Genomic DNA, 12,494 nt, shown 5'->3' on the forward strand with positions numbered 1-12,494 from the left:
GTGGTTCCGCCATGGTTTCAGCGGACTCGGCCTTTTTGTTGATTCTTTCCTGAGCGAACGGAAAGCCGGCAATTATAACCGTCGAACGGCGGCCGGGTCAAGCGCCATGCGGCTTTGGGGCGCCCCGCCACAGGGCCGGGCCGCCTCCATTACAATACAGTCCAGTTTTTTAACCGGAGAATGGCATGGAATGCAAAGTGAGCTGGAACGGCCCCTCGGGCATGAGTTTTTTGGCACAGACGGGCTCCGGCCACCTGGTCAACATGGATGGCGCGCCCGAGGGCGGCGGCCACAACCTGGCGCCGCGTCCGATGGAAATGGTGCTCCTGGGCACGGGCGGCTGCACCGCCTATGACGTGGTGCTGATCCTGAAAAAAGGCCGCGAGGACGTGCGCGGCTGCGAATGCACGCTGAAGGCCGAGCGGGCCGACACCGAACCGAAGGTCTTTACCAAGATCAACTTCCACTTCACCGTCACCGGCAAGAACCTCAAGCCGGCTTCCGTGGAACGGGCGATCAAGCTGTCGCACGAAAAATATTGCTCGGCTTCCATCATGCTGGGCAAGACGGCCGAGATCACCCACTCGTTCGAGATCGTCGAGGTCGCTTAACGAGGTTGCTTAACGAGGTTGCTTAAATGTAGTAGGCGCTGCCGGTCATGACCTTGGCCATGGCCGTCATCGCCAGTTTGACCGGCACCGGCGGCTCGACGGCGCCCAGCGCCTGCGCGGCCGCGCCGTGCGCCACTTCATCGACCCGCATCTGCTCGACGATGGCGCGCGACTTGGCGTCCTGCGGCGGCAGTTTTTCCAGGTGGCTGGCCAGATGCGCTTCCACCTGGCGTTCCGTTTCCACCACAAACCCGAGGCTGCGGGCGTCGCCCAGATAGGCGGCCACCGTGCCCAGCGCGTACGCGCCGGCGTAGAAGAACGGGTTGAGCACGCTCGGCTGCGAGCCGAGTTCGGCCAGCCGCTGCGCGGTCCACGCCAGGTGATCCTCCTCCTCGCGTCCGGCCTGCTCGAACTGGGTGCGCATGGCGTCGCCGTGGGCGAAACGGGCCTGGGCGTCGTACAGGGCCTGGGCGCACACTTCGCCCACATGGTTGACGCGCATCAGGCCGGCGCTGTGGCGCTGCTCGGCCTCGCTCAGCACGGCGTCGGCCGCGTGCGCGCCCGGCGTGGGGCGCGAGGCGGAGGCCACGCCGGTGATCACGCGCAGCGCCTTGTCGGCGCCGGCGATGAAACGGTCCAGGGGATGGTGGTAACGGTTCGCTGCCATGGTCATCATCACAATCATATGGAAAGCGCCATTATAGGACGATCGCGCGATGCTGGCGCCCGATGGGCGGCGCTCAGGCTTCCGCTTCCTCGCGCAACTGGCGCTGGCGCTCGATGTAGTCGGCCACCGGGCCGCGCACGTCGATGCCGGAAATATCCTTGGCCACGCCCAGGTTCAGGCCCAGCAGGAAGGGGATGCTGTCCACCGGCACCTCGGGACAGTGGGTGGCGAACGCCTGCAGGAAGCGCTTCGATTCGACCACCGGCACCACCTTCTCGCCGCTCATGAACTGCAGCACGCTGGTGATGCTGTGTCCCTTGCCGATGCTGCGGTAGATGAAGCGGTTGTAGGCGCGGTCGATCAGCTTGAAGTCGAGCTTTTCCTTGGTCATCAGGCTGGCCAGGTAGCACAAGCCCGTGGCCACGCGGAAAAAGCCGGTGCCCTCGCTCTTGCTGGTGCCGCAACGTGTCACGGCCAGGATGTTTTGCTGCAGTTGCGGATTCATGGGGCAGACTATAGCAAGAGATTCTCCGCTTGTGCCTTGCACGCCAGAATTTTTACATGCTACTCTTGCTTACCGACCCAAGAGGATGGCCCGATGATCGAGGTCAAAGGTTTGGCCAAGCGTTTTCGCCTGCCGTCGCACAAAGGCATGCCGTACCAGCTGCATGATCCGCGCGAGCATGACGGCTGGTTCCATGCCGTGCGCGACGTCAGCTTCCGCTGCGCGCCCGGCGAGGTGCTGGGCCTGCTCGGGCCCAACGGCGCCGGCAAGACCACCACGCTGCGCCTGCTGTCGACGGCGCTCAAGCCCGACGCCGGCAGCGTCATGGCCAACGGCGAGGACTTGCTGGCCGACCCGCTGGCGGCACGCCAGCGCATCGGCTTCCTGTCCGGCACCACCGGCCTGTACGGCCGCCTGACGGCGCGCGAGAACATCGAATATTTCGGCCGCCTGCACGGCATGAGCGCGCCCTACCTGAAACGCCGCTGCGACGAACTGTTCGAGCTGCTGCAGATGCATGATTTCGGCAACAAGCGGGCCGACCAGCTGTCCACCGGCATGAAGCAGAAATGCGCGATCGCCCGCACCGTCGTGCACGAGCCGCAGATCGTCATCCTCGACGAACCGACCACCGGGCTGGACGTGATGTCGTCCAAGATCCTGCTCGACTTCATCGCCAGCTACAAGGCCTTGCACATCCCGCTGATCTTCTCCACCCACCACCTGCACGAGGTGGAAAAGCTGTGCGACCGGGTCTGCATCATCAACCACGGCAAGACGGCCTTCCACGGCACCACGCAGCAATTGCGCCACCTGGGCGGCAGCGCCGACCTGTACGACGCCTTCATCTGCGTCATCAACCACGGGGGCGCGCCATGTGGACCATCTACCTGAAGGAAATGCTGGAGCTGGTGCGCGACCGCAAGACCTTCATCTTCACGGTCTTCATCCCCATCTTCGCCATGCCGCTGATCTTCACCGGCTTCGGCTACCTGTCGTCGTCCATGTTCCGCCACGCCAGCACGGCGGAAATGACCTACAGCATCTTCGGCCAGCAAAACGCGCCCGGGCTCAGCGCCCGCTTCGCGCGCGAGAAAGGTTTCCGCGAAGTGAAGCTGGCCGGACCGGATGAGATCAAGGCCGCCATCGCGGACGACCGCATCAAGTTCGCGCTGGTGATCCCCGACGGCTTCGAGGCCGCGCTGGCGCGCCAGCAGCAGGCGGCCGTCGCCCTGCACTACAACAACGCCACGCCGATCGACGTGACGCGCAAGCGCGTGATGGCCGTGATCCATGCGCAGAACGGCGCGCTGCGCGCACAGGTGTTGCTCGCGCTGGGCCTGAGCCAGAACCAGCTGCGCTTCGCGCTCGACCCGATCACGCTGGAGGAACATTCGACGGCCGACAAGCGCGAACAGATCGGCGCCCTGTTCGGCGGCTTCCTGCCCTACATCCTGCTGATGGTGTGCCTGATGGCGGCCATGTACCCGGCCATCGACACGGCGGCCGGGGAGAAGGAGCGCGGCACACTGGAAACGCTGCTGCTGGCGCCGGTGGCGCGCTCGGCCATCGTGGTGGCCAAGTTCCTGGTGCTGTTCACCATCGGCCTCACCTCGGCCCTGTTGATGGTGGTCAGCCTCGGCCTGCTGCTGTTCTTCTTCGGCCACGCCATCGAGGGCAACCTGGCCCTGGTGCTGCACGCCATCGGCGTGCTCGACCTGGCCATGGTGGCGCTGATGCTGATCCCCACGGCCGCCATCTTCGCCGCCATCCTGCTGGCCATCTCAGTCTACGCCAAGAGCTACAAGGAAGCGGCCGGCCTGATCTCGCCGTTGATCATCGTCACCATCCTGCCCACCATCGTGGCCCTGCTGCCGGGCGTGGAAATGAACTGGTTCTGGGCCATGGTGCCGCTGACCAACGTGTCGCTGGCCATGAAGGAGCTGGTCAAGGGCACCATGGATTACCGCATGTTCTCGGTGATCCTGCTGTCGACCACGGTGACGGCCGGCGCCACGCTGGCCCTGTGCCGCTGGTGGTTCAACCGCGAACAGGTCCTGTTCCGCAATTAAGCCGGCCCGCGCCCCCGTCCGGACGGTCCGCGTTCCAGTGCGCCGATTGCGCACTCTGGCGCATCCTTCGCGCCGCCTGTCGCAATCGCCCCCCGCGGCTGTCCCAAATTCAATACAATGCACCATGTAAAAAGTGCTTATTCGTTCTGCAATGGCGCAAACCGGCCGTTACAGAGCCAAGACAGGAGTCCCAATGGAATTGCGCATCAGCAACTTGTCCAAGACCTACGCCAACGGCGTGGTGGCGCTGGACAATATCTCGCTCACGATCCCGGCCGGGATGTTCGGCCTGCTCGGCCCCAACGGCGCCGGCAAGTCGACCCTGATGCGCACGCTGGCCACGCTGCAGGAATGCGACAGCGGTTCCGTGTTCTTCGGCGAATACGATGTGCTCGATGAAAAGGATGAGATCCGCCGCCTGCTCGGCTACCTGCCGCAGGACTTCGGCCTGTACCCGAAGGTGACGGCCTACGAATTGCTCGACCACTTCGCCGTGCTGAAAGGCTTGTCGCACCGGGGCCGGCGCCGCGAGGTGGTGGAAGGACTGTTGCAGCAAACCAATCTGTACGACGTGCGCCACCAGCGCCTCGGCGGTTTCTCGGGCGGCATGCGGCAGCGCTTCGGCATCGCCCAGGCGCTGCTGGGCGACCCGCGCCTGATCATCGTGGACGAGCCGACGGCCGGCCTGGACCCGCAGGAGCGCGTGCGCTTCCACAACCTGCTGTCGGACATCGGCGACGACCGCACCGTGCTGCTGTCGACCCACATCGTCAGCGACGTGGCCGACCTGTGCGCCAACATGGCCATCATCAACCACGGCCACGTGCTGCTGTGCGGGCCGACCCAGCAGCTGATCGACGAGGTGAGCGACAAGATCTGGGTGCGCTTCATCGACAAGCGCGACCTGCCGAGCTTCCAGCTGCGCCACCCCGTGATCTCGTCGCGCCTGCTGTCGGGCCGCACGCTGATCCACGTCTACAGCGAGGACGATCCGGGCGACGGTTTCGAGGAAGCCATCGGCGACCTGGAGGACGTGTATTTCGCCACCATCGCCGGCCGCCACCACGCCGCCCAGCCCTGTGCGTAACGCCAACGGGAAAGGCCAGCCATGTTAGCCATCGCCCTGTTCGAGGCGCGCCAGCGGCTCAAGCTGCTGTCGACCTGGGTTTATTTCGGCATGTTTCTGTTGCTGGCCCTGCTGTGGATGGCGGCCGCCGGCGGCGTGTTCAAGGCCGCCGTGGTGTCGTTCGGCAGCGTGGCCATCAACGCGCCGCGCTCGGTGATGATCACGGTCAGCTACCTCGGCTCGCTGGGCGTGATCGTGATGGCGGCCATGATGGGCCGCTCGGTGCAGCAGGATTTCGAATACGACATGCACCATTTCTTCTTCAGCGCGCCGATCGGCAAGCACCAGTACATCTTCGGCCGCTTCCTGGGCGCCTTCCTGAGCCTGGCCGTGATCTTCACCAGCCTGCCGCTGGGCGCCTGGCTCGGCACCTATCTGCCCGGCATCGACGTGGAACGGCTCGGCCATCCGGGGCCGCTGGCCTACCTGATGCCGTACCTGAACACCATGCTGCCCGACATCTTCATCTTCGGCGCCGTGTTCTTCGTGCTGGCCGCGCTCACGCGGCGCATGCTGCCGGTCTACATCAGCAGCGTGGTCATGCTGATCGGCTACATCGTCGCGCCCGACCTGGCGCGCGACCTCGACTACAAGACGCTGGCGGCCCTGATCGACCCGTTCGGCACCACGGCCATCATCCGCCTGACCGAGTACTGGCCGATCGCCGAGCGCAACACGCGCATGGTGTGGCTGGAGGGCGTGTTCCTGCTCAACCGCGCGATCTGGTGCGGCCTGGGCCTGGCCGCACTGCTGCTCGGCTACTGGCGCTTCCACTTCATCGCCAGCGTCGACAGCGGCGCCGACCGGCGCGCCGACAAGGAGGCCGCGCCGCCGGCCCCGGCCACCGCCGCCACACAGGAGCGGCCCGATTTCGCGGCCCGCAACCTGGGCCTGCTGCTGGCGCGCATGAGCTGGCTGAACCTGCGCGAGACGACCAAGAACATCTACTTCCTCGTCATCGTGCTGGCCGGCGTGCTGATGATGTACGCCAGCGCAATCGACCTCGGCTCCATGTTCGGCACCAACACCTACCCCGTCACCTACATGGTGCTCGACGCCGTGTCCAGCATGTTCGCGCTGTTCATGCTGATCATCACCACCTTCTACGCGGGCGAACTGGTGTGGCGCGAACGCGAGGCGCGCATGGCGCAGATGCTCGACGCCCTGCCCGTCCCCAGCTGGCTGCCGCTGATGGCCAAGCTGATCGCGCTGGTCGGCCTGCAGGCGCTGCTGCTGGTGGTGGTCATGCTGTGCGGCATGTCGATCCAGATCTTCAAAGGCTACTTCGTGCTCGAACCTGGCCTGTACCTGTTCCAGCTGTTCCTGATCCAGCTGCCCGGCTACGCGCTGGCGGCCGTGCTGGCCATCACGCTGCAAGTGCTGGTCAACCAGAAATACCTGGGCTACTTCGCCATGATCGTCTACTACCTGGCGACCATCACCCTCAGCACGATCGGCCTCGACCATCCGATGCTGCTGTACGGCGTCACGCCCACGCTGGTCTACTCGGCCCTCAACGGCTACGGCCACGCGCTGGCGCGCGAATGGTGGTTCGACCTGTACTGGGGCGGCGCGGCCGTCGTGCTGGTGGTGCTGTCGCTGCTGTTCTGGGCGCGCGGCACCAACGCCGAATGGCGCCAGCGGCTGCAGCTGGCGCGCCACGGCCTGACGGCGCCCGTGCTGCGCACGCTGGCGGCGGGTTTGCTGATATTCGGCGGCGCCGGCGGCGTGCTGCTCTACAACATGCACATCGCCAACGATTACCATTCGACCTGGGGCAAGGAGGAGCAGCGGGCCCGCTACGAGCGCCAGTACAAGAAATTCGCCGCCCTGCCCCAGCCCCGCATCACGGATGTGACGCTGAACCTCGACATCGTGCCGGAACAGCGCCGGCTGCTGGCCAAGGGCCGCTACGTGCTGCGCAACCGCACGCCGCAGCCCATCGCCACCGTGCTGGTGCAGCAGGACATGACGGCGACCATCCGCGCCATGCGTTTCAGCCAACCCGTGCGGCCCGGCCTGCGCGACACGGAACTGGGCTTCTACAGTTATCAACTGGCCACGCCGCTGGCGCCGGGCGCCGCACTGGCGCTGGAATTCGACCTGGAATTCGCGCCCAAGGGCAGCTTCGGCCTGGGCCAGGAGACGCCGGTGGCGGCCAACGGCACCTTCTTCAACAACGACGTGCTGCCCCACATCGGCTACCAGCAGCGGGCCGAGCTCGACGACGCGCGCGACCGCCGCCGCCACGACCTGCCCGCGCGCGAGCGCATGTTGCCGCGCGACGATCCGCGCGGCCTGGCCAACAATGAGGTGAGCAACGACGCCGACTGGATCAACTTCGACGCCACCGTCAGCACCAGCGCCGACCAGACCGCCATCGCGCCCGGCACGCTGGAGAAGGACTGGCGCGCCAACGGCCGCCACTATTTCCACTACAAGGTGGACCAGCCGATACTGAACTTCTACGCCGTGCAGTCGGCCCGCTACCAGGTGCGGCGCGACTGGTGGCAGGACGTGGGCATCGAGCTGTACTACCATCGCGGCCACGAGTTCAACCTCGAGCGCATCGCCCACGGCCTCAAGGACGGGCTGGCCTACTGCACCAGCAACTTCGGCCCCTACCAGTTCAAGGTGCTGCGGGTGGTGGAGTTCCCCCGCTTCGCCGCGTTCGCGCAATCGTATCCGAACACGATCCCGTTCTCGGAGAGCGTGGGCTTCATCGCCAAGGTGGACGACGGCAATCCCAAGGACATCGACTACCCGTTCTACGTCAGCGCGCATGAGGTGGCGCACCAGTGGTGGGGCCATCAGCTGGTGGGCGGCAACGCGCGCGGCGCCAGCGCGCTGAGCGAGACGCTGGCCGAATACTCGGCGCTGATGGTGATGCAGCAGCGCTACGGCGCCGGCAAGATGCGCCGTTTCCTGCGCTACGACCTCAACAAATACCTGCTGGGGCGCGCGCTGGAACGCAAGAAGGAATTGCCGCTGGCCGAGAACGAACACCAGGACTACATCCACTACAGCAAGGGCAGCCTGGCCATGTACCTGCTGCAGGACCGGATCGGCGAGGCGCGCGTCAACGCCGCGCTGCGCACGCTGCTGGCCGACTACGGCAAGCGCAGCGGCCCCTACCCCGGCGTGAACGTGCTGGTGGACGCGCTGCGCCGCATCACGCCGCCCGAACACGCTTACCTGATCGACGACCTGTTCGAGCGGATCGTGCTGTACGAAAACCATGCCGTGTCGGCCACGGCGCGCAAGCTGGCCGACGGCCGTTATGAGGTGCAGCTGGCCGTCAGCGCGGCCAAGGTGCAGGCCGACGAACAGGGCGCAGAACAGGACATGCCGCTGCACGACTGGATCGACATCGGCCTCGACGATGCGAACGGCAACCCGCTGCTGCGCCAGCGCGTGCGCATGGACCGCAGGGACAACCGCTACACGCTGCTGGTGCAAGGCCGCCCGGCCCGCGCCGGCATCGACCCCGACAACAAGCTGATCGACCGCAAGCCGGACGACAACATGGTCAACGTGGAGCTGGAAACGCGCTGACGACGTCCAGCGGGTCAGGCGGTCGCGAACAGGGTGCTGACGAGGCTGGAGTCGACGGACGCCTGGATCACGGCGCCGGCCAGCGAGGGGTTGGTCTTGAGCAAGTCGGCCCAGTTGGCCGACGCCTGCGTGGACGGCAGGCCCGACAACACGCCGGCGCCGTTGTAGATGCCGGACGTGGTCGTGGTGCTGGTGTCGGTCAGCGTGCCGATCACCCCCAGCTGCAACGCCTGCTGGGCCAGATCCGCCGTATTACTGCCCGGCACCGGCACGGTGGCCGGTTCCGCCAGGATGCCCGCCTGCTGCAGCGATGCCAGCAAGCCGCTGGGCGTGTACACGGTCACGCCGGTGGAGCCGCCGAGCGAAGCGACCACCGCTTCCTGTGCCGACAACGCGACGGCGGCAGCGGGCAGGCCGAGGCCGCCGTTGGTCTGGGCCGGCGGCACATAGGTCTGGTACGGCGACGGGTAGGTCACGGAATTAAGGGCGCTGGTCATGGCTGACACTCCTGACCATTTCACTATAGGTGGCGAACCCGGCGCACGCAAGTGTGGGCCACGGCCGGGGACGACAGCATGGGCAGGCCAGTCGTGACGCCGGCGCAACAGTGGCGCACAAAAGGTGACTGGCCAACTGCGCCGCGCAGCCCCGCCACCTATAATGGTCATAAATTCATCCCGCCGCGGCGCATGCGCCGTCGCCCTCCTGCCCATGCCCTCATCTTCCGCCGTAGACCACAGCACGCCCCTGATCATCAACCTCGCCCCCACCGGCATGGTGCCGACCCGCGCCATGTCGCCGCACGTGCCGCTGACGCCGGAGGAAGTGGTCGAGGACGTGGTGCAATGCGCGGCATTGGGCGCGGCCATGGTGCACTTGCACGCGCGCGCGCCCGATGGCACGCCTACCGAGGATCCCGCCGTCTACGCACGGATGATAGGCGCGCTGCGGGCCGCCGCGCCCGACCTGATCGTGGTCACCTCCACCAGCGGCCGGCTGGTGCGCGAAGTGGAAAAGCGGGCCGCCAGCCTGTTCCTCGAAGGCGATCTCCGACCCGACATGGCCAGTCTGACACTGGGCTCGATGAATTTCGCCACCACCGCCAGCGTCAACGAACCACAGACCATCATGCGGCTAGCCCAACTGATGCAGGAGCGCGGCATCAAGCCGGAACTGGAAGTGTTCGACCTGGGCATGGTGAATTTCGCCAAGGTCATGATCGACAAGGGCTTGCTGGAGCCGCCCTTCTACTTCAACATCCTGCTCGGCAACCCGGGCACGGCGCAAGCGACATTGATGCACCTGGCCGCCATCGTCGGTGACTTGCCGCCGCAATCGTACTGGTCGCTGGCTGGACTTGGCCGTTTCCAGGCCCGCGCCACGGCGCTGGGCGTGGTCATGGGCCACGGGGTCCGCATCGGACTGGAAGACAACCTGTGGCTGGACCAGGAACGCACGGCGCTGGCCACCAACGCCCAGTATGTGCAGCGCATCGTGGCCCAGGCCCAGGCCATGGGCCGGGCCGTTGCCACGCCGCGCACCGTGCGCGCCATGCTGGGCCTGGCGCAGCGAGGCTGACGATGGACGCACAAAAACTGGTCATCTTTGGCACCAGCAACATCCTGTCCGACCTGTTCGACTGTGCGCTGGCGCGCGGTCTGCAGCTGCACAAGGTGGTGCCGCATCTGGGCGAGGAGGTGGGCCAACGCGACGTCAGCCTGGCCGAGCGCCTGCGCCAGTTGAGCCAGCATTGCACGCCGCCCCAGATCGAGCCGTTCGACGCATTCCGGCCGGAACCCGGTGAGCTGTATCTGTTGGGGCCGACCACGCCGGCCCGGGCCGCGCTGGCCGACGAGCTGACGGCGCGCCACGGCCTGCGCTTTCACACGCTGGTGCACCCGACGGCTTATGTGTCGCCGCTGGCGACGCTGGGGCCGGGCGTGTTCGTGGGCGCCAACAGCGTGATCGGTCCGGGCGCCGTGCTGGCCGAACATGTGTTCGTCAATCGTGGCGTCACCATCGGGCACGACACCCGGATCGGCGCGTTCTCGCGCATCCAGCCCGGCAGCAACCTGGGCGGGCTATCCAACATCGGCCGCGGCGTCACGGTCGGCATAGGCGCCACCCTGCTGGAACGGCTGGTGGTGGGCGACCACGCCTTCATCGGCGCCGGCGCCGTGGCCACGGCCGACGTGCCGCCGGCCACGCTGGTGGTCGGCATTCCCGCCAAGTTCAAGAAGACGCTGGCATAGCGCTCCGGCGCTGGAACAACGCCAGCGCCGCCTCACTGGCCGCGCGCAGCGCGCCGCCGCCGCGTGCCAGGTCCAGCGTCTCGGCAAACAACTCCCGCATCGCCGAACCGGCGCGGACGCGGGCGGCCGGATCGGCCATCAGCATGCCCAGCGCGGCGAAATAGGCGTCGCTGTCGTTGACGGCCGCCGCGCCGATCTTGTCACCGCCATCGGAGCCGGCGAACGCCACCACCGGCAAGCCGGCCGCCATCGCTTGCGCCACACTCAGGCCGCCGCCCATGCGCGGCGGGTTGACGCAGATATCGCAGCACGCGAGCACCTCCTGCACATTGGACAGGTGCCCCATGGCGCGCACCCGCTCCGGCGGCAGCCCCTGCAGCGCGGCCGGCACGCTGGCGCAGCCGGGCAACAACCAGACCGCGTCCGGCGCCGCCAACATCATCGCCACCATGCGCTCCGCCCACGGTCCGGCGATCTCTTCGCCCAGCCGGTAGCCGACCGACACCAGCACCAGCGCCGACGCCGGCAAGCCCAGGGCCGCACGCGACAGCGGCGCCCCGGGGCGCTCCAGTTGCACCCGGTACGGGTAATGCCAACCCGTGCTGGGCGGCATGTCCGGTCCCCATGGCGCGCGCGCCATACCCGCTTGCGCCGCGTCGGCCGCCAGCCAGACATCGACCGGCGCGATGGGTGCCGTCGACTGCACCGACAAGCCCAACACGGGGCGTTGCGGATACAGCAGTTCAATCCACGGTGAATACAGGCCGACAAACAAAATCAGGTCGGGGTCGAACGCCACCATCCGTTCCAGCAAGGCGCTCCAGCGCCGCAGCAACGACATGCGCACATCGGCCAGGTGGATCGTCATCGGCCGCCGCAGCGCGCGCGCCCATGCGTCCGGCGCCGGCAGCTCACTGGCCGTGGTACGCCCGCAACCCAGCAGGTTCGGCATCTGCGAGATGTTCAATTCACGGGCGCAGTACAGCTCCACGCTCATCCCGTCGGCCTGCAGCATGGCGCCGTGCGCGAACGCCATCCTGGTCGGCGCGTGGCCGGCCAGGCCTAGTTGTGGCACCACCAGCGCCACCCGCTCGATACGGGTGACGGCACGCGTCGGCAAGCGCAGCGCCGTGTGCGCCGCCAGCCGCTGGCCGGCGCGGCGCGCCAGCGCCGGCATCTGCATGGCGCGCATGGCGTCCACAAAGGCGCTGCGACCCGCCTTGCCCGCCAACGCGTCGTACCAGCTGACCCCCATGTGGGCGGCAATGCGGTCGGCATCGACTGGCTGCAGCGCCAGCAGCGCGGCCGACGCGGCCTGGTACCAGCGATCTTCGCGGGTCACGAACGCGAGGAAGGACGCGCGCAGGAAGCCGGGCACCCCGCCCTCGTCCACATGCTGCGCCAGCATGGCAAGCACCGCCGACTGCAAAGGCTGCGGGGCGGCCTCGTACAGGGGACGCAGGCGATGCCAGCAATGCGCGGCCGAGGGGTTGCAGAGGACCTGTTCCAGCGCATCTTCTAGCAAGTGTCGGGTGACGGTTTCCTGGTTCATAGGCAGATGGTCGAATGGGCGCATGGCGCCGTTGGCGGCGCCTGAAACTATACGGGCGGCGGCGGCGAATTCCAAGCTTTCGCTGGACGGCGCTGTTGCATTTGCGTCCCCATCCACGCCCGCCAGCCGCTTGGACGGGAGAATTGCGGCGTTT

Annotated in this window: 11 protein-coding genes; 7 read left to right on the forward strand and 4 right to left on the reverse strand. The window is 66.9% G+C overall.

The window, feature by feature from the left end:
• Positions 1-185: 185 nt before the first annotated feature.
• Positions 186-611, forward strand: a complete 426-nt coding sequence (locus AC1RQG_RS09480) for an OsmC family protein (protein WP_493130591.1) — start codon at positions 186-188, stop codon at positions 609-611.
• 22 nt (positions 612-633) lie between these two features.
• On the opposite strand, the gene coq7 is transcribed toward AC1RQG_RS09480, so the two are convergent.
• Both coq7 and AC1RQG_RS09490 read right to left on the reverse strand, forming a co-directional pair.
• A complete protein-coding gene (gene coq7, locus AC1RQG_RS09485; protein WP_493130593.1) occupies positions 634-1,278 on the reverse strand; it encodes a 2-polyprenyl-3-methyl-6-methoxy-1,4-benzoquinone monooxygenase in 645 nt (214 codons plus the stop codon).
• 73 nt (positions 1,279-1,351) lie between these two features.
• Positions 1,352-1,783 (reverse strand): hypothetical protein, encoded by a 432-nt coding sequence (locus AC1RQG_RS09490; RefSeq protein ID WP_493130595.1) that lies wholly within the window; start codon positions 1,781-1,783, stop codon positions 1,352-1,354.
• A 93-nt stretch (positions 1,784-1,876) separates the two neighbouring features.
• Here AC1RQG_RS09490 and AC1RQG_RS09495 point away from each other — a divergent pair, with 93 nt between their 5' ends.
• From AC1RQG_RS09495 to AC1RQG_RS09510, 4 genes are all read left to right on the forward strand, one after another.
• On the forward strand, positions 1,877-2,677 hold the full coding sequence (locus AC1RQG_RS09495) for an ABC transporter ATP-binding protein (protein ID WP_493130597.1): 801 nt from the start codon (positions 1,877-1,879) through the stop codon (positions 2,675-2,677).
• The gene (locus tag AC1RQG_RS09500) at positions 2,659-3,855 is read left to right on the forward strand and encodes an ABC transporter permease (protein ID WP_493130599.1); all 1,197 of its coding nucleotides are present in this window, start codon (positions 2,659-2,661) and stop codon (positions 3,853-3,855) included. The genes AC1RQG_RS09495 and AC1RQG_RS09500 overlap by 19 nt, the downstream gene beginning before the upstream one ends.
• 193 nt (positions 3,856-4,048) lie before the next feature.
• Complete coding sequence (locus tag AC1RQG_RS09505) at positions 4,049-4,942, forward strand: ABC transporter ATP-binding protein (RefSeq protein ID WP_493130601.1); 894 nt, start codon at positions 4,049-4,051, stop codon at positions 4,940-4,942.
• Between the two features lie 21 nt (positions 4,943-4,963).
• A complete protein-coding gene (locus tag AC1RQG_RS09510) occupies positions 4,964-8,536 on the forward strand; it encodes an ABC transporter permease/M1 family aminopeptidase (protein ID WP_493130603.1) in 3,573 nt (1,190 codons plus the stop codon).
• A 14-nt stretch (positions 8,537-8,550) separates the two neighbouring features.
• Here AC1RQG_RS09510 and AC1RQG_RS09515 read toward each other — a convergent pair whose 3' ends face one another.
• Positions 8,551-9,033, reverse strand: a complete 483-nt coding sequence (locus tag AC1RQG_RS09515; RefSeq protein WP_493130605.1) for a hypothetical protein — start codon at positions 9,031-9,033, stop codon at positions 8,551-8,553.
• A gap of 214 nt (positions 9,034-9,247) precedes the next feature.
• Between AC1RQG_RS09515 and AC1RQG_RS09520 the strand changes: the two genes are divergently transcribed.
• Both AC1RQG_RS09520 and AC1RQG_RS09525 read left to right on the forward strand, forming a co-directional pair.
• Entirely contained in the window at positions 9,248-10,114 is an 867-nt protein-coding gene (locus AC1RQG_RS09520; RefSeq protein WP_493130607.1) for a beta-keto acid cleavage family enzyme, read from the forward strand.
• 2 nt (positions 10,115-10,116) lie between these two features.
• The gene (locus AC1RQG_RS09525) at positions 10,117-10,788 is read left to right on the forward strand and encodes an acetyltransferase (RefSeq protein WP_493130609.1); all 672 of its coding nucleotides are present in this window, start codon (positions 10,117-10,119) and stop codon (positions 10,786-10,788) included.
• Here the strand turns inward: AC1RQG_RS09525 and AC1RQG_RS09530 are convergent.
• The gene (locus AC1RQG_RS09530) at positions 10,769-12,340 is read right to left on the reverse strand and encodes a glycosyltransferase (RefSeq protein ID WP_493130611.1); all 1,572 of its coding nucleotides are present in this window, start codon (positions 12,338-12,340) and stop codon (positions 10,769-10,771) included. The two genes, AC1RQG_RS09525 and AC1RQG_RS09530, sit on opposite strands and share 20 nt — an antisense overlap.
• Positions 12,341-12,494: the final 154 nt, after the last annotated feature.

The organism is Rugamonas sp. GW822-FHT03B10, from assembly GCF_058801745.1.

Coding starts and splice junctions, on each gene's coding strand:
- AC1RQG_RS09520 (WP_493130607.1), top strand. CDS start 9,248: ATGCCCTCATCTTCCGCCGTAGACCACAGCACGCCCCTGATCATCAAC.
- AC1RQG_RS09510 (WP_493130603.1), top strand. CDS start 4,964: ATGTTAGCCATCGCCCTGTTCGAGGCGCGCCAGCGGCTCAAGCTGCTG.
- AC1RQG_RS09480 (WP_493130591.1), top strand. CDS start 186: ATGGAATGCAAAGTGAGCTGGAACGGCCCCTCGGGCATGAGTTTTTTG.
- AC1RQG_RS09495 (WP_493130597.1), top strand. CDS start 1,877: ATGATCGAGGTCAAAGGTTTGGCCAAGCGTTTTCGCCTGCCGTCGCAC.
- AC1RQG_RS09525 (WP_493130609.1), top strand. CDS start 10,117: ATGGACGCACAAAAACTGGTCATCTTTGGCACCAGCAACATCCTGTCC.
- AC1RQG_RS09515 (WP_493130605.1), bottom strand. CDS start 9,033: ATGACCAGCGCCCTTAATTCCGTGACCTACCCGTCGCCGTACCAGACC.
- AC1RQG_RS09505 (WP_493130601.1), top strand. CDS start 4,049: ATGGAATTGCGCATCAGCAACTTGTCCAAGACCTACGCCAACGGCGTG.
- AC1RQG_RS09500 (WP_493130599.1), top strand. CDS start 2,659: ATGTGGACCATCTACCTGAAGGAAATGCTGGAGCTGGTGCGCGACCGC.
- AC1RQG_RS09530 (WP_493130611.1), bottom strand. CDS start 12,340: ATGAACCAGGAAACCGTCACCCGACACTTGCTAGAAGATGCGCTGGAA.
- AC1RQG_RS09490 (WP_493130595.1), bottom strand. CDS start 1,783: ATGAATCCGCAACTGCAGCAAAACATCCTGGCCGTGACACGTTGCGGC.
- coq7 (WP_493130593.1), bottom strand. CDS start 1,278: ATGGCAGCGAACCGTTACCACCATCCCCTGGACCGTTTCATCGCCGGC.